The organism is Streptomyces griseus subsp. griseus (assembly GCF_000720255.1).
In the GTDB taxonomy this organism is placed as follows: domain Bacteria; phylum Actinomycetota; class Actinomycetes; order Streptomycetales; family Streptomycetaceae; genus Streptomyces; species Streptomyces griseus_I.
This window is the reverse complement of the sequence record NZ_JOJE01000012.1, coordinates 39,702-61,757: the sequence shown is the minus strand read 5'-3', so window position 1 is coordinate 61,757 and position 22,056 is coordinate 39,702. Positions and strand designations below refer to the sequence as shown.

Genomic DNA, 22,056 nt, shown 5'->3' with positions numbered 1-22,056 from the left:
GTTACTTCTCCTGCTGCTTGCGCCAGCGAATTCCGGCCTCCAGGAAGCCGTCGATCTCACCATTGAAAACGGCCTCGGGGTTGCCGACCTCGTGCTCGGTGCGCAGGTCCTTCACCATCTGGTACGGGTGCAGCACGTAGGAACGCATCTGGTTGCCCCAGGAGTTGCCGCCGTCGCCCTTGAGGGCGTTCATCTTCTCCTGCTCCTCCTGGCGGCGCCGCTCCAGCAGCTTGGCCTGGAGGACGTTCATCGCGGTCGCCTTGTTCTGGATCTGCGAGCGCTCGTTCTGGCAGGAGACGACGATGCCGGTGGGCAGGTGGGTGAGGCGCACCGCGGAGTCGGTGGTGTTCACGCCCTGGCCGCCGGGACCGGACGAGCGGTAGACGTCCACCCGCAGCTCGGACTCGTCGATCTCGATGTGGTCGGTCTGCTCGACCACGGGGAGGATCTCGACGCCCGCGAAGGAGGTCTGGCGGCGGCCCTGGTTGTCGAAGGGGGAGATGCGCACCAGGCGGTGCGTGCCCTGCTCGACGGAGAGGGTGCCGTAGGCGTAGGGGATCTGCACGGCGAAGGTGGTCGACTTGATGCCGGCCTCTTCGGCGTACGAGGTCTCGTAGATCTCCGTCTTGTAGCCGTGCTGCTCGGCCCAGCGCAGGTACATCCGCTGGAGCTTCTCGGCGAAGTCGGCGGCGTCGACGCCGCCGGCCTCGGCGCGGATGTTCACGAGCGCCTCGCGGGCGTCGTACTCACCGCTGAGCAGCGTGCGGACCTCCATCTCGTCCAGTGCCTTCTTGACGGCGGTGAGCTCGGACTCGGCCTCGGCGCGGGTGTCCGGGTCGTCCTCCTCCTCGGCCATCTCGAAGAGCACGGCGAGATCGTCGATCCGGCCGCGCAGCGCCTCCGCCTTCCTGACCTCGGCCTGGAGGTGGGACAGCTTGCTGGTGATCTTCTGCGCCTCGTCCGGGTTGTCCCACAGGGACGGCGCGGCCGCCTGCTCCTCGAGCACGGCGATGTCTGCCCTCAGCTTGTCGAGGTCCAGAACGGCCTCGATCGACTCCATGGTCGAGGAGAGGGACTTGAGCTCTTCGGATACATCGACGACTGCCACGCCTCCAGCGTAACGGCTCCGTCCAGCAGCCAACGCCGGGTGCGCCTCCCTGGGGACGGGGCCCCTGGGCGGTCAGGGGGCCGCGGGCGCCGAGTTGCCCGGCGTGGGGGCAGGAGCCGCGTCGTCTCCCGACGTCGCCGCCCACGTGCCGACCCCGGCCGCGGCCACCAGCACCAGCGCCCCCACCCCCAGCACCAGTCGACGCCGCCGAGTGGCCGCCCGGTGCCGCGCGGACCCCGGCCGCGGCGCCCCCGACGCCCGCGGCGCCCGCGCGGTCCCGTGCGCACCCCCCGCCAGCTCGTCCGGCGCCGGCACCCTCATCGACGTATGCGTGTCCCGGTTGGAGTCCGCCGGCTTCGCCCCCGGCACGAGCGGCACGGCTCCTCGCCGTACCGGCGTCCGGGGCACCCGCTCCTCCGGCGGCGCCTCCCGCGAGGGCTCCTCCTCCGGTTCGGTCTCCGGCTCGTCGACGTCCAGCGGCGGCATCCCCACCAGCACCGGCAACTGCTCCCGCAGCCGCGCCGCCAGCTCCGACGCCCGCAGCCGCGAGGCCGGTGCCTTGGCCAGGCACTGCACGATCAGCTGCCACAGCTCGTCCGGGATGCCGGGCAGCGGCACCACCGTCTCCGTGACGTGCCGGCGCAGCACCGCGCCGGGGTGGCCGCCACCGAAGGGCGTGAAGCCGGCGAGCAGCTCGTAGAGGACGGTGGCCAGGGCGTAGATGTCCACGGAGGCCCTGGGGGGCAGGCCCTCCACGATCTCCGGCGCGAGGTAGTCCGGCGTACCGATGATCTTCGTGGCGCGGGTCCGGCGCGGGGTGTCGATGAGCTTGGCCACCCCGAAGTCCGTCAGCAGCGCCCGGTGCGAGCCGCCGGGGCCGATGGGGCCCTGCATGTCCAGCAGCACGTTCTCCGGTTTCACGTCCCGGTGCACGACCCCGGCCGCGTGCGCCGCCGCGAGGCCCTCCGCGACGTCCGCCACGATCGCCACCGCCGCCTCGGGCGCGAGGCGGCGCTCACGGGTCAGACGGGTGCGCAGGTCGGTGCCCCGGACGAGGTCCATGACCAGGGCGAGGTCGTTGCCGTCGACCACCAGGTCGCGGACCGAGACGACGTGCGGGTGCTCCAGGCCGAGCAGAGCGGTGCGCTCCTGGACGAAGCGTCCGACGAGTTCCTGGTCGGACGCGAGGTCCTCGCGCAGCAGCTTGATGGCGACGGGCCCCTCCGGCCCCTCACCCAGCCACACCGTGCCGGCGCTGCCCCGCCCCAGGATCTGGTGGGCGGTGTACCGGCTGCCGATCTTCCGTGCCAAGGCTGCTCCTACAGACGCGTGTTGCCGTCAAAAGTACGCGTCCGACGAGCCAACCTTCACCGCGGAGACAGAAATCACCCGCCAGATGTCGACAAATCCACAGAGTCGTGGAATCTCCGCCGCCCGAGAGCCCTACTTGCCGATGCTCCCGCCCACCTTGCCGATCCATCCGGTCACGGTGCTGAACCAGTCCGAGAGTTGCGCCCAGTAGCTCTTGCCGGTCCCGATCCACTCCTGGAGCGGGCTCAGCTCCCAGACCAGCCACCCCGCGACGAACAGGACGACGATCGTGAACAGGCATCCCTTCAGACAGCCCAGGCCAGGGATCTTCATCGGGTTGGCGCTGCGCTGTCGCGGCGCCCGGGGCTCCCGCTCGGGCCGCTGCGGCTGCTGGGCGGGCGGCGGGGCGTACCGCTGGGGCGGCTGGGGCGTGGCGTACTGCGGCTGCTGCTGCTGCGGATGCCCGTAGCCGCCCTGCTGCCGCTGCGGGGGGCGTTGCTGGGGGCGCTGCTGGGGGCGCTGCTGCGGTGCGTACTGCTGCGGCTGCGGCTGCTGCGGTCGCGCGACCTGCCGCTGGGGGCGGCGGCGCAGCGGGTCCTCACCCGGGTCGAGGTACTGCTGGACCTGGGTCTGCTCGTTGCGGTCGCGGGCGGCCCGCAGCTGGTTCTGCCAGGGGTGGGGCTGCTCGGGCGACTGCCCGCCGGGCTGGTTCTGCGGCACCGGCGGCATGACCGCCGTCGGGTCGGCGGCCCCGGTGTTCGGCAGGACGGCGGTGGGGTCCGCGGCACCCGCGGGGCCGCCGGTGTGGGGCAGCACGCTGGTCGCGGCGTTCGGGTCGTAGCCCCCGGCGCCGTTCTGGAAGGCCTGGGTCGGGTCGGCGGAGCCCGGGACGGTCGCGGGCGTCGGGTCGGGCGCGAGGAGCGCGCCGACGTTCTCCGCGGCGGCGATCTGCGCGGAGTTCGCGTGCACGCCGATGCCCTCGGCGACGACCCGCAGGCCACGCGCGAGGTTCTCGGCGCTGGGCCGCTGGTCGGGGTTCTTGCTCAGGCAGCGTTCGATGACCGTCCAGAGCGGGTCGGGGACCGTGGACGGGCGGCGCGGCTCGGCGCTGAGGTGCTGGTGCAGGACCTCGAGGGCGGAGCCGCCGGAGAACGGCGGGCGGCCGGTGACCAGCTCGTACAGCAGGATTCCGGCGCCGTAGATGTCGACGGCGGAGGTCTGCGGGCGGCCCTCGGCGGACTCGGGCGCGACGTACGCGGGTGTGCCGACGAACTCGTGCGTGCGGGTCAGTCCGGGCGAGTCGGCCAGCCGGGCGATGCCGAAGTCGGTCAGCATCGGGTGCATCTGGCCGCCGTTCTGCTGGAGCAGGACGTTGGCGGGCTTCAGGTCGCGGTGCACGACGCCGTCGGCGTGGCTGGCGGCGAGCGCGTCGGCGATCTGCGCGGTGAGCAGCGCGGCGCCGACCGGCGAGAAGGGACCGTTCTCGCGCAGGTAGCGGTGCAGGTCGGGGCCGTCGACGAGGTCCATGACCAGGGCGAGGAGATCGCCCTCGACCACCAGGTCGCGCACCCGCACGATGTTCGGATGGGTCAGGCGGAGCAGGACGGACCGCTCCCGCAGAAATCGCATCACGATGTCCGCGTCGTTCGCGAGCTCCTCCTTGAGGACCTTGATCGCGACGGTCTCACCGGGCTGGCCGGGCACGGCCGCCTCGGCGCCCGCGGTCTCGCGCTGGCGGGCTCGCCAGACGGTCCCCGTGGCGCCGCGACCCAGCGGCTCCTCGAGGAAGTACTTGCTGCCTACCGGCCGCACGTCATGCGCTCCCTGTTGCTTGCGGACTGTTCCGAGTTGCTCGAGATGTTCCGACCCACTGTAGTGCCGCCCTGCCGGGCACCGGGTTGTCGACTTTCCCGGGTCTACGCACGGGTTCCCCTACGTGTTCGCAGGAAAGACGCTCGCCTCGGGCCGCCGGTTCACCGGGCCGGACGTGACCGATCTCAAGTGATCGATGTCGATGTCGTGGTCAGGCACTTTTGCGGGCAGAGCCGACCAATCAAGATCACTTGACGCCGAGGCGGGGGCGCGCTGTCAGTGACAGGTGCGAGGATGCAGCCAGTTACTGGCCGCGTGCTGGAAGGGACCGCTCAGGGCGATGCAGATCCGGCTGACCGTCGTAGACCCGCTGGGCCCGCCCTCCGAGACGCGGCCCCGCGCCGCGACCTGCGACGTGCTGGTCACGGCGCCCGCCGGCACCGCCCTCGCGGCGGTGGCGTCGGCCCTTGCCTCGGCGGTCTCCGGTGACGGAGGTGGCGCTCCCGCCGAGCGCGGCCGCGAGCAGGGCGGCGGTCCGGCCCCACGCGGGCGGGAGCAGACCGGCCCGACGGTGGTGCTGTACGCAGGTGCGGAGCGGCTGGACGCCCAGCGGTGCACCTTGGGCGAGCCCCCGCTGGTCGACGGCGCCGTGCTGTCCCTGGGCGCCCCGGCCGACCCCGAGCCGCATCCGGAGGTCGACGACGCACCGGCGCAGCTCCATGTGGTCGCCGGTCCCGACGCCGGCGGGGTCCATCTGCTGCACGGCGGTCAGATCCACGTCGGCCGCTCCGCCGACGCCGACGTCCCGCTCGACGACCCCGATGTCTCCCGGCTGCACTGCGCGGTCACCCTGTCCCCCGACGGCAGCGTCACGGTCGCCGACCTGGGCTCCACGAACGGCACGACGCTGGAGGGCATCCGGGTCGGCACCCGACCGGTCCGCCTGGCAGCGGGCGCCCTGCTGCGCATAGGCGAGTCCGCCCTGCGGCTGGCCCCCGCCGGGGGCCCGGGCGCGCGGGTCCCGACGACACCCGACGGGGAGGGGCACGTGCGGGTGCCGTGTGGGACGGACGCGGAGCCGGGCACCGGCAGCGGCGGTGCGGCCCCGGCTTCCGCCCGACGACCGGTCACGGTCCACGCGCGTGTGCCGGCCCCCGGTGGCGGGGGCGCCGCCTCCCCGGCAGCGGACCGGGCGGCCCACGCGGGCGACGGAACCGGCCCGGACCAGCCGTCCGGGTACACCCTGCGCGGCTACGGCGCGGTCGACTGGGCCGCCACCGCCACCCCCGGCTCCGGTCCCCAGGGCTCGGCGGAACCGCCCGTGGTGCCGGGCCAGGGCGGCGCACCCCGCATCGAGACCCACGACGACCCGCACGGCACCCGCTCCCGGGGCAGCGACACGGCCTCCCGGGGCAGCGATACGGCATCCCGTCGTGGCCCCGAGGACGGCACGGCGCCCCACGGAGCCGCCCCGGGCGGTCCGTCGCGTGGCGCCCGGCCCCGGCCGACGGCCCCCGGCGACCTCTGCGACCTCGGCGACGGCACCCGCGGCAGCGACACGGCATCCCGCAGCGCCGCCGCCGACCCCGCGCCCCGGTCTCCCGCGCCCCGGTCCCCCTCCCCCGGCGCGCCCCCGCGCGGCACCTCCCGCCCGGCACCCGGTGACGGCGGCGACACCCACGGCGGAGGCTTCGCCTTCGGCGCGCCGGACGCACCTCCCGTCGCCCAGCCGTCCGCACCCTCCGCCCACCACCTCGACGCCGACCCCGACGTCTCGGAACCCCGCGAGAGCAGCCGTCGCAAAGGCACCCCCCTCCGCGGCACCGACGTCCCGCAGGGCGTCCGCAGGCGCGGGGGCCTGTCGGCGTGGGCGCGGCGGTTGAAGGGCGGGCGCGGCACAGCGGAGGCCGCCGGGAGCGAGGCGTACGACGACGGGGAAGCGCCCGGTGCGGCCCCGGAGCCGTCGGCCACCGCCCCCGGGACGCCGGAGACCTGGCCGGACCCGGCCGCCCTGCTGCTCACGGCGCTGGGCCCCGGGCCCCGCTTGTGGGAGCGCGGGCCGGTCCACCCGGAGGCGCTCACGGTACGGCTGGGCACGGCCGACCGGGCCGCCCCCGACGGCTCGGGACTGCTGCCCGCGGTACCGGTGACCGCGGACCTGCGCGAGGTCGGCGCCCTGGGCCTCGCCGGACCGCGCACCCGGCTGTCCGGGCTGGCCCGCGCGGTGCTGGCCCAGCTGGCCGCGCTGCACTCGCCCGACGCCCTGGAACTCGTCCTGATCAGCGCGGACCGCACCCGCCCGCCGGCCGAACGCGTCGCGGAGTGGTCCTGGCTGGGCTGGCTGCCCCACCTGCGCCCGGGCCACGGCCAGGACTGCCGCCTCCTCCTCGCCCACGACCGCGAACAGGCCGCCGCCCGCACCGGCGAACTCCTGCGCCGCCTGGAGGACCACCTGGCGGAGACCGGCACGGTCGCGGCGGCCGACCTCACCCACCCCTTCGCGCCCGGCGCGGCCCGCCATACCGTCCCCTCTCCCCGCCCCTCCTGGGCCGTCGACGACGAGGACACGGACGGCGTGTTCCCCGGGCCGTACACGGTGGTGGTCGTCGACGGCGACCCCGGCGGCGCCGATCTGCGGGAGGCGGTGGCGCGGCTGGCGGTGGAGGGCCCGCGGGCCGGGATACACGTCGTGTGCCTCGCCGAGACGGCGCCCGCCTCGCCCGCGTCACCGGTGACGGACACCTACGAGGCCGCCTGTGCGGCGTCACCGACGTTCCGGGAGTGCGGTGCCGTGGCGCTGCTCAGCGGGGACGTGGCGACGGCCCTGCGGCTGCTGCGGATCGCCCGGACCCCGGCGGAGCAGGACCGCCCCGACGGTCTTCAGAGCCGGCGCTCCGGCCCCGTCGGCCACGGCACGGTGGCCGTTGTGGACGCCGTCTCCCCCGCCTGGGCGGAGCGGTTCGCGCGGGCGCTGGCACCACTGCGCACCGACGGCACCGGCGAGCACCACGCGCGCGTGTCGGCACCGCTGCCCCAGGCGGCGCGGCTGCTGGACGAGTTGGGCCTTGCCCGCGCCACCCCCGCCTCGCTGATGGCACGCTGGGCGGACGCGGCCGACGACGCCGAGGCGCTCGGTGGGAGGGCCCGCGCCGTGCTCGGTGCCGGCCCGCGCGGGCCGGTCGGTGTGGATCTCGTCGCCGACGGCCCGCACCTGCTGATCGAGGGTCCGGCGGCCAGCGGCCGTACGGAGCTGTTGCGGGCGCTCGTCGCCTCGCTCGCCGCCGCCGAGCGCCCCGACCGGCTCGGGATCGTCCTCGTCGACGGCCGGGACACCGTGGGCACGGGCGGCGGCGGGCACGGCGAAGGCTTGCGCGTGTGTACCGACGTACCGCATGTCACCACGCACCTCGCGGCCAACGACCCGGTGCGGATGCGGGAGTTCGCGCAGTCGCTGAGCGCCGAGCTGAAGCGGCGGGCCGAGTTGCTCGGGCGGTCGGACTTCGCCGAGTGGCACACGCACCGTGAGGTGTCGGGACGGATCGTCGCCCAGCGCGGCGCGGCCCGAGGCGCCCCGAAACCGACGGCGGCGCCGGGGAGCGGTGCCGGGGATCTCGAGTCCCCGCCCAGTTCCACGTTGCGGCTGCGCCCTTCCGCGGCCGCGCGCCGGCAGGCGGAGACCGCGCCGCCGCTGCCCCGGCTGATAGTGGTCGTCGACGACCTGGACGCACTGGTCGCGCCCCCGCTCGGATCGCCGGGGCGGCCGGCGGCGGGCTCCGTGGTGCGGGCGTTGGAGGCGGTGGCCCGGGACGGTGAGCGGCTCGGCGTGCACCTGGTGGCGGCGGCCGCGCTGGGGGGCCGTACGGCGGAGTCGGAGACCGCCAAGCGGGCCGCGCTGCGGATCACCCTCGACGCACCGGGGTCGGGACCTGACGAGCCGTCAGCGGGCCGTGGCGGCCTGGCCCACGGGGACGGGCGGGTCACCCCGTTCCAGGGCGGGCGGGTCACGGGACGCATCCCCCGCACGGCGACCCTGCGCCCGACGGTGGTTCCGCTGGACTGGCAGCGGATGGGAGACCCGCCGACCCGGCGGCCGGTGCGGGAGCTGGGCAACGGGCCGACCGACCTGGCCCTGCTGGCAAGCGCGTTGGAGCGTGCGGCCCGGGAGGTCTCGGCGGCGGAGGTGCCGTCACTGCTGTAGGGGCTTACCGACGCTGACACACCGTCCGTCATCGGCGCCACTGTCGGAGACACAGTCACGAGGCGGTCACGATCCCCCGGTTGACACGGGAGGCGGTCTTGCCGACCCCCGGCTCCCGGCGTAGACCAGTGCCACGGGACAGCGCTCGAACGTTCGACGAGGACGAAGAACGGGGCAGTGATGGTCAGCACGAGCAGCACTCACCGGACACGCAGGGCCGCGCAGACGGCGGCCGCCCTCCTCGCGGGAGCACTCGCGCTCTCACTCACCGCGTGCGGCGGCAGCGACGACGACAAGAGCAGCGACAAACCCTCGGGCACCGCGCCCGGCAAGGAACCCGGCACCTCCCTCTCCCTCCCCAAGCTGAACGGCACGACCCTGGAGGTCGCAGCCGTCTGGACCGGAGCGGAGCAGAAGAACTTCAAGAAGGTCCTCGCCGAGTTCGAGAGGCGCACCGGCGCGAAGGTCACGTTCGTGCCCGCGCAGGACCCGGTCATCAACTTCCTCGGCTCGAAGATCGCGGGCGGTAAGCCGCCGGACATCGCGATGCTTCCGCAGCCCGGCGCCATCAAGCAGGCCGTGGACAAGAACTGGGCCAAACCGCTCGGTGCCGAGGCGCAGGCGGAGCTCGCCAAGAACTACTCGCAGGGCTGGCAGGACATCGGCAAGGTCGACGGCAAGCAGTACGGCGTCTACTACAAGGCGGCCAACAAGTCGCTGATCTGGTACAACGCCAAGGTCTTCGAGAACGCGGGGGCGGGCGAGCCCAAGACCTGGAAGGACTTGGTCAGCACCGCGCAGACGGTCTACGACTCCGGCGTGACACCGTTCTCCATAGGCGGCGCCGACGGCTGGACGCTCACCGACTGGTTCGAGAACGTCTATCTCTCGCAGGCGGGCCCGGAGAAGTACGACCAGCTCGCCCAGCACAAGATCAAGTGGACGGACCCCTCCGTGAAGGAGGCGCTGACCACCCTCGCCGAGATCTGGGGCAAGAAGGACTTCATCGCGGGCGGCGCGAACGGCGCGCTGCAGACGGAGTTCCCGGCCTCGGTGACCCAGACCTTCACCGGTGGCGACCAGCCGAAGGCCGGCATGGTCTTCGAGGGCGACTTCGTGCAGGTCAACATCGGCGAGACCAAGGCCAAGGTGGGCACGGACGCCAAGGTGTTCCCGTTCCCGGCGGTGGGCGACACCGCGCCGGTGGTCTCCGGCGGTGACGCGGCGGTCATCCTGAAGGACTCCAAGGGCGCGCAGGCCCTGGCCACCTTCCTGGCGTCGCCGGACGCGGCCACCGTGCAGGCCAAGCTGGGCGGTTACCTCTCGCCCAACAAGAGCGTCGATCCGTCCTCGTACCCGAACGAGGTGCAGAGGAAGATGGCCGAGGCGCTGATCGCGGCCGGTGACGACTTCCGCTTCGACATGTCCGACCAGGCCCCGCAGGCCTTCGGCGGTACTCCCGGCAAGGGCGAGTGGAAGGACCTCCAGGACTTCCTGAAGAACCCGGGTGATGTCGCGGGCACGCAGCAGAAGCTGGAGCAGGACGCGGCACAGGCGTACGGAAGCTGACCGGCCGATGACGTCGCCACCGGCGGCAGGGGTCACCACGGCCCCTGCCGCTCCGCGCAGTCGCAAGAGCGTGACCGGCACCCGCAAGGCCGTGGCAGCCCTGTTCCTGCTGCCGGCCCTGGTGCTGCTGGGCGCGCTCGTGGTCTACCCGATCGGGTACTCGCTCGTCCGCAGCTTCTACGACCAGTCCGGCGACGGCTTCGCCGGGTTCGACAACTACGAGGCGCTGTTCACGGACGACAGCATCCGCACCGCGCTGAAGAACAACATCATCTGGGTGGTGTTCGCGCCGACGGTCGCGACCGCGCTGGGCCTGATCTTCGCGGTGCTGACCGAACGGGTGCGCTGGGGCACCGCGTTCAAGCTGGTCGTCTTCATGCCGATGGCGATCTCGATGCTGGCGGCCGGCATCATCTTCCGCCTGGTCTACGACCAGGACCCGGAGAAGGGCGTCGCCAACGCGGTCTGGGTGGGCGTCCACGACACCTTCGCCCAGGCGTCGGCGTTCCCGAAGGCGCACCCGGGGCGGGACTCGCCGCTGCGGGCCCAGGGCGGCGGCTTCGTCACCAAGGAGCCCGTACGGGCCGGCGACAGGGTCACGCTCCCGCTGGTCGGCGTGGCCCCCGACCAGATGCCCGACAGCGCGAAGAAGGCCGTGGCGCCGCAGGCCGAGCCGGGGAAGATCACCGGAACGACCTGGCAGGACTTCACCCGCGGCAAGGGCGTCGGCACCCTCGGCAAGCCCGATCCGAGCGAAGTGGGCTACGCCGGGATGAGGATCGAGGCGGTCAAGGACGGCAAGGTGGTGGCCTCGACGAAGGCCGCCGACGACGGCACCTTCACGCTCCCCGCCGAGGCCGACGGGGCACAGCTGCGGCTGCCCGCGGGCAACTTCAAGGAGCCGTACAACGGTCTGGACTGGCTCGGCCCGTCGCTGGTCACGCCGGCGATCATCGGGTCGTACATCTGGATGTGGGCGGGCTTCGCGATGGTGCTGATCGCGGCGGGGCTCGCGGGGATGCCGCGGGAGCTGCTGGAGGCGGCGCGGGTCGACGGGGCCAACGAGTGGCAGGTGTTCCGCAGGGTCACCGTCCCGCTCCTCGCGCCGGTCCTCGCGGTGGTCACCGTGACGTTGATGATCAACGTGCTGAAGGTCTTCGACCTGGTGTTCATCATCGCGCCGGGCTCCTCGCAGGACGACGCCGACGTGCTCGCCCTGGAGCTGTACCGGAAGGGATTCGCCGAGGACCAGCCGGGCGTCGCCAGTGCCATCGCGGTGTTCCTGCTGCTGCTCGTGATCCCGGTGATGTGGTTCAACGTCCGGCGGCTCAGGCGGGAGGTGCGGCGATGACGAAGTGGCTCGTGCAGAAGGTCAACGGCGGCCTGGTGCGCGTCTTCCTGATCGTCGTCGGCCTGTTCTGGCTGGTGCCGACCATCGGTCTGCTGCTGTCCTCGCTGCGCACACCGCAGGACATGGCGGCGAGCGGCTGGTGGACCGTCTTCAGCAAGCCGTCCCAGCTCACCTTCGGTGCCTACGACAAGCTGCTGCAGAACAGCGACATCACCGACTCCCTGGTCAACACCGTGCTGATCACGGTCCCGGCGACGGTCCTGGTCGTCGTGATCGGCTCGCTCGCGGGCTACGCGTTCGCGTGGATGGAGTTCCCGGGACGGGACTGGTGGTTCCTGGGTGTGGTGGGGTTGCTGGTGGTGCCGGTGCAGGTGGCGCTGATCCCGATAGCCGAACTGTTCGGCAAGATCGGTCTGTTCGGTTCCGTCCTCGGGGTGATCCTCTTCCACACGGGCTTCGGTCTGCCGTTCGCGGTGTTCCTGCTGCGGAACTTCTTCGCCGAGATCCCGAAGGAGCTGCTGGAGGCGGCCCGCCTGGACGGCGCCGGTGAACTGCGGCTGTTCGCACGGGTGGTGATGCCGCTGGGCGGGCCCGCGATCGCGAGCCTGGGCATCTTCCAGTTCCTGTGGGTGTGGAACGACATGCTGGTGGCGCTGGTGTTCACGGATTCCGGCAGCCAGCCGATCACCGTCGCCCTGCAGACGCAGGTACGGCAGTTCGGCAACAACATCGACGTCCTGGCGCCCGGCGCGTTCATCTCCATGGTGATCCCGCTGGCCGTGTTCTTCGCGTTCCAGCGGCAGTTCGTGTCGGGCGTGATGGCGGGCGCGGTCAAGTAGCCGCAAACCGGGACGTTTCTCAGAGGGCGGGTCGCCATCTGCCCGCCCTCTCGCGTTCCCGCACGGTCCCCCGTATGCCGTACCGGACCGTAACCAATTCACTCCATTGGCCGTTCCCGGGCAGAACGCCCGCGCCGACCCATGGATGTCCCTTGCCCAGGTTCAGTGTCATCGTCCCCGCGTACAAGGTTCAGGCGTACCTCCACGAGTGCCTCGAATCGGTGCTCTCCCAGTCGTTCCCCGATCTGGAACTGATCGCGGTCGACGACTGCTCGCCGGACGCCTGTGGCGAGATCATCGACGAGTTCGCGGCCCGCGATCCGCGCGTACGCCCCCTGCACCTGCCGGAGAACCGGGGCCTGGGCCGCGCCCGCAACGCCGGGATGGAGCAGGCGACCGGCGACTACCTGGTCTTCCTGGACTCCGACGACACCCTCGCCCCCGACGCGCTGCACGCGATCTCCGACCGGCTGAAGGAGACGGGCGAGCCGGACGTCCTGGTCTACGACTACGCGCGCACGTATTGCTCGGGCGAGACGGTCCGCAACAAGGTCGCCGTCCAGCTCACCGAGCAGGGCCCCGCGCCCTTCCGCCTGGAGGACCGCCCCGGCCTGCTGAGGGTGCTGATGGTGGCCTGGAACAAGGCGTACCGGCGGGAGTTCGTCGAGCGCGCGAACCTCACCTTCCCGCCCGGCTACTACGAGGACACACCCTGGACGTACCCGGCGCTGATGGCCGCGGAGTCCCTCGCCACCCTCGACCGGGTCTGCGTGCACTACCGCCAGCGCCGCCAGGGCAACATCCTCGGCACCACCAGCCGCCGGCACTTCGACGTCTTCGACCAGTACGACCGGGTCTTCGCGTTCGTCGCCGAGCGCCCCGAACTCGCCCGCTGGCGGCCGGTGCTGTTCCGCCGCATGGTCGACCACTTCACGACGATCTTCACCCGGCCCGGCCGCCTCCCGCGCGGCAGCCGGGCCGAGTTCCTGCGCCGGGCCCGCGCCCACTACCGCCGGTACCGCGTGCCGGGCGCCCCCGTCCCGCTCCGCGCCCGGCTGCGCCACACCCTGGTCCGCCTGGGCCTGCACCGCACGTACCGCGCCGTTCAGCTGGCCATGGCGCTGCGCCGCCGTGTCCGCAGGCGCGCCGCCCTGCTCGCCCGGGCCCTGCGGGCGGCCCTCCTCCAGCTCCACTACCAGGTCCAGCTCCGCCTGCCGGTGCGCGCCGACCGGGCCGTCTTCGCCGCCTACTGGGGCCGCGGTCACGGCTGCAACCCGGGCGCCCTGGAGCGGGCGTTCCGGGCGCACGCACCGCGGGTGCGCACGGCGTGGATCGCCCACCCCGAGCACCAGGACACCGTCCCCGAGGGCACCCGCCGGCTGCGCCCGGGTTCGGCCGCGTACTGGACGGCCCTGGCCCGCTCCAAGTACCTGGTCAACAACGTCAACTTCGACCGCCGGCTGGTCAAGCGCCCCGGCCAGGTCCTCATCCAGACCCAGCACGGCACCCCGCTCAAGCACATGGGCCTGGACCTGCGCGAACGGCCGGCCGCCGCGCGTGACACGGACTTCGCGGAGCTCCTTCGGGGCGTCGACAAGTGGGACTACGTCCTGTCCGCCAACCGACACACCACCCTGACCTGGGAGCGCGTCTACCCCGGCGGTTACACCACGCTGCCCTACGGCTACCCGCGCAACGACGTCTTCCAGCGGGCCACCTCGGCGGACGTGACCCGGCTGCGCGAGTCGCTCGGCATCCCGAAGGACGCGGTCGCGATCCTGTACGCGCCGACCCACCGCGACTACCGCCGCACCCAGCGCGGTCCCCTCGACCTGGAGCGTGTCCTGCGCCGGCTGGACCCGCGCTTCGTGATCCTGGCCCGCGCCCACTACTGGCAGGACGGCCCGCTGAGCCGCGGCGACGGTGTCATCGACGTCACCGGTCACCCGAGCGTCGAGTCGCTCTGTCTGGCCTCGGACGCGCTGCTCACCGACTACTCGTCGATCATGTTCGACTACGCCAACCTCGACCGGCCGATCGTCGTGCACACCGAGGACTGGGAGGCGTACGACGCGGCCCGCGGCACCTACTTCGACCTGCGTTCCTTCCCGCCGGGCGCGGTCGCGCGCAGCGAGGACGAGCTGATCGACATCTTCGCCACCGGCCACTGGCGCGGCTCCCGCTCGGCCCAGCTGCGCGCCGCGTTCCGGGAGCGGTTCTGCCCGTACGACGACGGACGCGCCGCCGAGCGGGTGGTACGGCGGGTCGTGCTGGGCGAGACGGAGGTCCTGCCCGTCGTGCCGCTCGCCGAGCGCCACCCGGTGCCGTCGGCGGCGGCTCTCGCCGACCCCCCGCTGCCCACCGTGCCGCAACCCGCCGGGCCGCTGCCCGTCACCGACTGCCTCTGAACGCCGTTCTCTCTTGCGGGAGTTCACCCCTCACGGCCCGAGAGCACCGCCCCCGGCCCGAGAGCACCGCCCGCGAAGAACACCGGGCCGACAACAGAAAGAGCAGAATGCCCCGCTTCAGCATCATCGTCCCGTCCCATGGGGTGGCAGGCCGGCTGTCCCTGGCGCTGGACTCCGTCCTCGCCCAGTCCTTCGGCGACTTCGAGCTGATCCCGGTGTGCGACGCGCCCGACTCCCCCGCGGCCGGCGTCGCCACCGGGTACGCGGAGCGGGACTCACGGGTGGCGCCGGTGCACTCACCGCCGTCGGCCGGTCTCGCCGGGGCGCGCAACACCGGGATGCGGGCGGCGACCGGCGCGTACCTGCTGTTCCTCGACGGCGACGACGTCCTCGCGCCGGGCGCCCTGTCAGCGCTGGACGCACGGCTGGCCGAGACGGGCGGCACCGGTGCCGACGGCGTCGACGTGCTGTACTTCGAACACGAGCGCACCCCCTGGTGGGAGGGCGACCCCACCAACCCGGCCGCCCCGCTGCTGGCGAAGGCGCCGAAGGGCGCCTTCGCCCCCGAGCGGGCGGCGCGGATCACCGGCGTGCAGCTCCCGGCGTGGAGCGCGGCCTACCGCAGGGCGTTCCTCACCGACCGCCGGCTGGTCTTCCCCGACGGGCCCTTCACGGACGTCGGCTTCGGTGGCCTGGTCACCGTCGCCGCCGAGCGGGTGGCGGTGCTGCGCGGGGTGGTCGTACGGCATCTGCTGCGCCGTCAGGGCAACCGGCTGAACCTGCCCGGCGAGCACCACGCCGGGCTGCTCGACCAGACCGAGCTGGTTCTCACCCGGGCCGCCGAGGAGGGCCTGGCCGCGGAGCGGCTCGGCCCACTGTTCGAGCAACTGTTCGCCGCGGTCCTCAAGACGGCGGCCCACCCGAACCGACTGCCCGCGCGCCGCCGCCGGGCCTTCTTCCGCCGTGCGGGCAGGCTCTACCGGCACCACCGCCCGGCCGGCTTCCGCGCCCCCGGCGGCAGCCTGCGCGTACAGCACCGGCTGCTGGCCACCGGCGCGTACGCGGCGTTCCGCGCGCTGCGCGGCGCCAACCGGGCGGCGACCGGGGCGATCGAGCGCGTCCCCCGCCCCCGCCTGCTGCGCACCCGCCTGCACTACCGGCTGCAGCTCAGCCGCCCCCTGGACGAGAACCTCGCGGTGTACTGCGCCTACTGGGGCCGCGGCTACGCCTGCAACCCGGCCGCGATCCACGCCAAGGCCCGGGAACTCGCGCCGCACATCCGCCCGGTGTTCCTGGTCGAGCCCGACCAGGCGCACACCATGCCCGGGGACGTCGAGCACGCGGTGCTCGGCAGCCGTCGCTCCTGGGAGGTCCTGGCCCGCGCCAAGTACCTCGTCAACAACGCGAACTTCGCGGAGGGCGTGGTCAAACGCCGGGGCAGTGTGCACCTGCAGACCCAGCACGGCACCCCGCTGAAGAAGATGGGCGTCGACCAGTCGACGTACCCGGTGGTGGCGGCGGCGACCGGCAGCTTCGCCAAGCTGCTCGGCCGGGTGGACCGCTGGGACTACAACCTCTCCTCCAACAGCCACTCCACCCGCATGTGGGAGCGCGCCTTCCCGGGCTCCTACGAGCACCTGGAGTACGGCTATCCGCGCAACGACGTCTACTGCACGGCGACCGCGGACGACGTGGCCCGCGTCCGCGAGGAGCTGGGCGTCCCGGAGGGGAAGACGGCCGTCCTCTACGCGCCCACCCACCGCGATCACCAGACCGGGTTCGACACCGGCCTCGACCTGGAGGCGTTCTGCGAGGCGGCCGGCGAGGACGTCGTCGTCCTGCTGCGCGCCCACTACTTCTACGACCGGGGCGGCGAGGCGAGCAGCGGCCGGATCATCGACGTGACCGGGCACCGCTCCTCGGAGGACGTGTGCCTGGCCGCCGACGCGCTGGTCACGGACTACTCGTCGATCATGTTCGACTACGCCAACCTCGACCGGCCGATCGTCGTGTACGCCGACGACTGGGAGGTCTACCAGGAGACGCGGGGCGTCTACTTCGACCTCATGGAGGCGCCGCCGGGCCCGGTGGCCCGTACGCCCGAGGAACTGGCGCGCGTCTTCCGCGACGGCTCGTACGCGGACGGCGAGTCGGCGTCGCTGCGGGCCGCCTTCCGCGAGCGGTTCTGCCAGTTCGACGACGGCCGGGCCGCCGAGCGCGTGGTGCGCCGGGTGCTGCTCGGCGAGCCGCCCGAGGCGATTCCTCCCGTGCTCCCGCTCGCGGAGCGCGTCCCGGCCCCCGCCGCCTCCACCCTCGTAAGGAGCTGACCTCCGCAGTGCCCCGCTTCAGCATCATCGTCCCCTGTTTCAAGGTCCAGGGCTTCCTGGCCGAGTGCCTCGACTCGGTCCTGGAGCAGTCGTACCGGGACATCGAGGTGATCGCCGTGGACGACTGCTCGCCCGACGGCTGCGGCGAGATCATCGACGCCTACGCGGCCCGCGACCCGCGCGTGAAGGCGCTGCACCTGCCGGAGAACGCCGGACTCGGCCGGGCCCGCAACGCGGGCATGCCGCACGCGAGTGGCGACTACCTCTTCTTCCTCGACAGCGACGACACCCTCACCCCGGGCGCGCTGCGCGCGATGGCCGACCGTCTGGACGAGACGTCCGACCCGGACGTGCTGGTCTTCGACTACGCGCGCACCTACTGGTGGGGCGGCACCCGGCGCAACGTGCTCGCGCACGTCCTGGCGGAGGCCGGTGAGGGCACCTTCACGGTGGCCGAGCACCCGGAGGTCCTCGATCTGCTGATGGTGGTCTGGAACAAGGTCTACCGCCGTGAGTTCGTCCAGGAGGGCGGCTTCGAGTTCCCGCCGGGCTACTACGAGGACACGCCCTGGACGTTCCCGGTCATGCTCAGCGCCGGGCGGATCGCGGCCCTCGACCGGATCTGCCTGAACTACCGGCAGCGCCGCCAGGGCAACATCCTGTCCACCACCAGCCGCAAGCACTTCGACATCCACGACCAGTACGAGCGGGTCTTCGCGTTCGTCGACTCCCGCCCCGAGCTGGCGAGCTGGCGGCCTTATCTGCACCGCAAGATGGGCGAGCACTGTCTCGACATCCTCGCCAAGCCGGACCGGCTGCCCCCGAGGGACAAGGGCGAGTTCTTCCGCCGTACGGCCGAGATGTTCCGTGAGCACAAGCCGGCCGGCGCGACGGTGGACGGCGAACTGCGGCTGCTGGAGGGCGGTTACCCGGCCTACCTGGTGAAGCGGCAGGCCGGACGGGTCGCCGGGGAGGCGGGGCGCCGGGCGCTGCTGGTGCGCAAGGCGGCGGCCGGGCGGGTCAAGCGCGGCTACGCGGCCGCGCACGCCCGCCGCTCCCTCGACCCGGACCTCGCCGTGTACTCGGCGTTCTCACACCGGGGTGTGCTCGGCGATCCCGCGGCCGTCTACCGCAAGGCGCGGGAGATCGCGCCGCACATCCGCGGGGTGTGGGTGGTCCGGAGCGAGGAGGAGGCGGCCCAGTTGCCCGACGGCGTCGAGCACGTGCTGCTGGACTCGCTGCCCTACCGCCGGGTCACCGCACGGGCGACGTACTTCGTCAACAACGTCAACTGGCCCGGCACGCTGGTCAAGCGGCCCGGCAGCGTCCACATCCACACCCACCAGGGCACCCCGCTGAAGTACATGGCGGCCGATCTGCTCACCAAGCCCGGCGCCCGGCACGGCGTCGACGTGCCGCAGATGCTGCGCCGCGCGGACCGCTGGGACTACAGCCTGGTCGCCAACATCCACTCCGAGCTGGTGTGGGAGCGGGCCTACCCCTGCCACTTCACGTCCGCGCGCACCGGCAGCCCCCGCAACGACGTCCTGGTGGACGCCCGTGAGGAGGACGGCGCCGCGTTCCGGGAGCGGCACGGCATCCCGGCGGACCACACGGTGGTGCTGTACGCGCCGACCCGGCGCGAGTACCGGCGGGGCGGTCATGTCGACCGCGTCGACCTGGCCCGGTTCGCGGCGGACCTCGGCGAGGACCACACCCTCGTCGTGCGCCTGCATCCCTCGCTCTCGACCGGCCCGGCGCGCGGGCTGGGCCTGTCAGATCTGCACCGGCGGGGCGTGCTGGTCGACGCGACGGACGAGCTGCGCGTCGAGGACGTCATGCTCGCCTCCGACGTGCTGGTCACCGACTACTCGTCCCTGATGTTCGACTACGCCAACCTCGACCGGCCGATCGTGGTCCACGCCGACGACTGGCCCGCGTACGCGGCGAGCCGCGGCGCCTACTTCGACATCACCGCCGAGCCGCCGGGCCATGTGTCGCGCTCCTACCGGGAGCTGGCGTGGCTGCTGGACTCCGGGCACTGGCGGGACGAGGAGTCGGCGCGGCTGCGGTCCTCCTTCCGGACGCGGTTCTGCGAGTTCGACGACGGGCGGGCGGCCGAGCGGGTGGTACGGAACCTGATGCTGGGCGAGTCCATGCCGTCGCCGTCGCCCCTGGTGAGGGTGCCCGGCCCCGCCACCGGTCACGACGCGCTCACGCCCTCGTCGTGAGGCCACGCGCCTGGGTACTCCTCCTGGCCGGGGTGTTCGCGCTGCTCCAGCTCGCGAACGTCACCGGCCGGGACACGCCCGACACCAAGAACTACCTGTCGTACGCCCTCAGCCTGCGCGGCGACAGCAAGCGGGAGGCGGCTGCCGCCACCATCGACTACGCGTGCGCGGGCAAGGCGGCGATCGCGGCCCGCAATCAGCGGGTACATGTGGTGCGCTTCCACCGGCCCGACCCCACCGCGCGGGTCATGGCGGAGTGCCGGGCCGCGGAGTGGCGCACCGTTCAGGCGGGGCTGCGGGCCGGCCGGACGGGCGGGCACACGGTGCCGTTCATGCCGGAGCGGTTCATGCGGATCTTCGAGGCTCGGCCGGGGTATCCGGCCCTCCTCGTGCCGTTCGTCTCCGTGTTCGGGGTGACGTGGGGGCTGTGGACGGCGAGTGTGGTGATCACGGTCGCGGGCGGGATGCTGGCGTTCCTGGTCCTGCGCACCCTGCGGGCGTCGGTGCCGGTGGCGCTGACCGGTCAGGCCCTGTTCTACGTCCTGCCGTGCGGGGCGACCGCGATGCGGCCGATGACCGAGGGGCTGCTGCTGACGCTGACCCTCGCGGCGGTGTGGGGGTGCGCGCTGGCCCTGGACGGGCGGGTGCGGGCGGGGGCCTGGCTGGTGGGCGGCTCGCTGGTGGCGCTGTTCACGGTCAAGCACTCCCAGGCGCTGTTTCTCGGGGCGTGCCTGGCGGGGGCGGGCGCGGTGCTCGCCGTGCGGCGGTGGCGGCGGGGGCGGTACGCCGACTGCCGTGGGCCCATGGCGGTCGCGGTGGCGGGGTGCTGCGGAGTCGTCGGCACCCTGCTCGCGGCGCGGGTGCTGCACTACCCGTCCGAGTCGGAGAGTCTGCAGGACCTGCTCACCGCGCACTTCTCGCGTCCGGACCGGGCCCGCCCCTGGGCGGAGTTCCTGCATCTGCAGGGCAACTTCTGGGTGGAGTGGCTGCGACGGCAGCTGTGGGAGCCGCTGTTCGTGTCGCTGCTGGCGGCGGGGGCCTGGGGCGCGCTCCGGCGGCGGGCGTTCGGCGCGTTCCTGCTCGCGGCCGCGTTCACGGGGATCCTCACCCAGGCGGGGCACCCGGACATCAACATCTGGGGCGGGCGGCTGATCGTGCTGGTGTGGCTGCTGCCAGTGCTCGGCGTGCCGCTGCTGCTGGAGCCCGCGGTGCGCGGGCAGGTGCTGCTGCCGTCCCAGGACTCCGGGCGGGCTCACTCGATGAGGTGACAGACGGTACGGCTGTTGACGTCGTTGGGAATATACGACCAATGCCCCTTACGCACACTTCCGCACCCCTCCCATGAGCGCCGGTGTCCTGACCCGACGGCCGGTGCGCGGTGCCACGGCGCTGCGCGGCGGGCGTATCTGGCGTCCGACCCCGTACCAGGCCGTGGGCTTCCTGTTCTGGCTGGTGATGTCGCTGGCGTACTGGAGGGTGCCGCTGTGCTGCGACGCGGGACAGCACGCGGCGGTCGTCGAGCGCCTCAAGGACCGTCTGCTCCAGCCGCGCCACCCGATGGCCGACCTGCCGGGCGCGGGCAGCCCGTACTACTCGCCGTACGCCGTCGCGCAGGGCGCGTTCGCCCGGCTGACCGGGCTGTCCGGCTGGGAGGTGGTGCGGCTCGCCGGTCCGTTCAACCTGCTCGTGCTGCTGACCGGCGTCAACCGTTTCGTGCGGGTGCTGACACCCCGGCCGTGGGCGCCGGTCCTGGCGCTGGCCGCGACGACACTGCTGTGGGGCACCGAGCGGGCCTGGTGGAGCGGTTACCTCGGGCTGATGTCGATGACCGGCAACCTCGGCTATCCGTCCACCTTCGCGATCGGACTGGCCTTCTGGGCCTGGGCGCTGACCGGCTCCCGGGCGCGGGACACGCGCCGGGTGCGGTACGTGGGCCCGAACGGCCTGCGCGGCTTCGCCGGGTACGGGGCGCTGGGCGCGCTGTACGGGGTGGTCCTGCTGATCCATCCGATCACGGCGGTGGCGGCGGCGCTGGGGTGCGCGGCCTTCGTCGCAGGATGGCAACGGGGGTGGAGCGCGGCGGTGGCGGTGCGGTGGTCGGTGGTGGGGGCGGTGGCGCTGCTGGTCGGCTGGGGCTGGCCGTACTACGACGTGTTCGCGCTCGCCGGGGACGGCAGCGTCGACGCGATGCACCGGCGGCTCTACCGGGACCTGCCCGGGCACTTCTGGCTCGCACTGCTCGGACTGCCGGCGCTGTGGCTGCGCGGGCGCCGCTCGGCACGCGACCCGCTGGTGCTGCTGTTCGCCCTGCACTGCCTGGTCGTGGGGTACGGCTGGGTCAGCGGCCACTACACCTACGGCAGGATCCTCGGACTCGCCCTGGTGCCGACGCAGTTCGCGCTCGCGCTGGAACTGGCGGCGCCCCGGCCGTGGCGGACGGGGCGCAAGGTGCTGGCCGTGGTGTCGGCGGCGGGGGCGTGTCTGGGGTTCCTCACCGTGCAGGCCGGGGCGGTCGTACCGCGCTCACTCGACCCCGTCGGCTTCGAACAGCCGCCGCGCTGGCCGACGTACGACTGGGCCGCGCGGTACATCGGGCCCGGCGAGGTCGTGATCACCGACGGCTACTACGCCGTCCACGCGATCGCGGGCCACGGCCCGAACCTCGCCGCGCCCGCCTGGCCCGACCCGGCCCTGGACGAGCGGGAGCGGCTACGACGCCTCAAGGACGTCCGCGCCTATCTCTCCCCCGCGTCGACCCGCGCCGAGCGCACGGCCGTCGCCCGCCGTTACCACGTGCGCTGGCTGTTGCTGACGCGCTGGCACCCGGTGCCCGAGGAGGCGGTGGTGGTGGCGTGGAGCGGACGGACGGGGGAGGTGCTGGCGCGGGTCGGGTGAGACGGGT

12 protein-coding genes are annotated in these 22,056 nt (G+C 73.1%); 9 read left to right on the top strand and 3 right to left on the bottom strand.

The features are described from left to right. Position 1: 1 nt before the first annotated feature. From prfB to IG99_RS18255, 3 genes are all read right to left on the bottom strand, one after another. On the bottom strand, positions 2 to 1,108 hold the full coding sequence (gene prfB / locus IG99_RS18265) for a peptide chain release factor 2 (protein ID WP_037675308.1): 1,107 nt from the start codon (positions 1,106 to 1,108) through the stop codon (positions 2 to 4). 72 nt (positions 1,109 to 1,180) lie between these two features. Continuing rightward, positions 1,181 to 2,419 carry a serine/threonine-protein kinase gene (locus IG99_RS18260; protein ID WP_037675306.1) on the bottom strand — a complete coding sequence of 413 codons (1,239 nt, stop codon included), beginning with the start codon at positions 2,417 to 2,419 and terminating at the stop codon, positions 1,181 to 1,183. Positions 2,420 to 2,551: 132 nt separating this feature from the next. After that, positions 2,552 to 4,231: a serine/threonine-protein kinase gene (locus IG99_RS18255; protein ID WP_037675304.1), complete on the bottom strand. Its 1,680-nt coding sequence runs from the start codon at positions 4,229 to 4,231 to the stop codon at positions 2,552 to 2,554. Positions 4,232 to 4,571: 340 nt separating this feature from the next. Between IG99_RS18255 and IG99_RS18250 the strand changes: the two genes are divergently transcribed. From IG99_RS18250 to IG99_RS18210, 9 genes are all read left to right on the top strand, one after another. Beyond that, the gene (locus tag IG99_RS18250) at positions 4,572 to 8,429 is read left to right on the top strand and encodes an FHA domain-containing protein (protein WP_037675302.1); all 3,858 of its coding nucleotides are present in this window, start codon (positions 4,572 to 4,574) and stop codon (positions 8,427 to 8,429) included. Positions 8,430 to 8,609: 180 nt separating this feature from the next. Beyond that, a complete protein-coding gene (locus IG99_RS18245) occupies positions 8,610 to 9,998 on the top strand; it encodes an ABC transporter substrate-binding protein (protein ID WP_037675300.1) in 1,389 nt (462 codons plus the stop codon). Between the two features lie 70 nt (positions 9,999 to 10,068). Further along, positions 10,069 to 11,349 (top strand): carbohydrate ABC transporter permease, encoded by a 1,281-nt coding sequence (locus tag IG99_RS18240; RefSeq protein WP_037675299.1) that lies wholly within the window; start codon positions 10,069 to 10,071, stop codon positions 11,347 to 11,349. Continuing rightward, the gene (locus IG99_RS18235) at positions 11,346 to 12,188 is read left to right on the top strand and encodes a carbohydrate ABC transporter permease (RefSeq protein ID WP_234311883.1); all 843 of its coding nucleotides are present in this window, start codon (positions 11,346 to 11,348) and stop codon (positions 12,186 to 12,188) included. Before IG99_RS18240 ends, IG99_RS18235 begins: the two co-directional genes overlap by 4 nt. A gap of 152 nt (positions 12,189 to 12,340) precedes the next feature. Then, positions 12,341 to 14,596, top strand: coding sequence for a bifunctional glycosyltransferase/CDP-glycerol:glycerophosphate glycerophosphotransferase (locus IG99_RS18230; protein ID WP_037675296.1), 2,256 nt, complete (start codon positions 12,341 to 12,343; stop codon positions 14,594 to 14,596). A gap of 107 nt (positions 14,597 to 14,703) precedes the next feature. Further along, on the top strand, positions 14,704 to 16,923 hold the full coding sequence (locus IG99_RS18225) for a bifunctional glycosyltransferase/CDP-glycerol:glycerophosphate glycerophosphotransferase (protein ID WP_037675294.1): 2,220 nt from the start codon (positions 14,704 to 14,706) through the stop codon (positions 16,921 to 16,923). Positions 16,924 to 16,931: 8 nt separating this feature from the next. Next, entirely contained in the window at positions 16,932 to 19,154 is a 2,223-nt protein-coding gene (locus IG99_RS18220; RefSeq protein WP_037675292.1) for a bifunctional glycosyltransferase/CDP-glycerol:glycerophosphate glycerophosphotransferase, read from the top strand. Continuing rightward, positions 19,151 to 20,422: a hypothetical protein gene (locus IG99_RS18215; protein WP_037675290.1), complete on the top strand. Its 1,272-nt coding sequence runs from the start codon at positions 19,151 to 19,153 to the stop codon at positions 20,420 to 20,422. The genes IG99_RS18220 and IG99_RS18215 overlap by 4 nt, the downstream gene beginning before the upstream one ends. A 73-nt stretch (positions 20,423 to 20,495) precedes the next feature. Then, positions 20,496 to 22,049, top strand: coding sequence for a hypothetical protein (locus tag IG99_RS18210; RefSeq protein WP_037675288.1), 1,554 nt, complete (start codon positions 20,496 to 20,498; stop codon positions 22,047 to 22,049). The last annotated feature ends 7 nt before the right edge of the window (positions 22,050 to 22,056 follow it).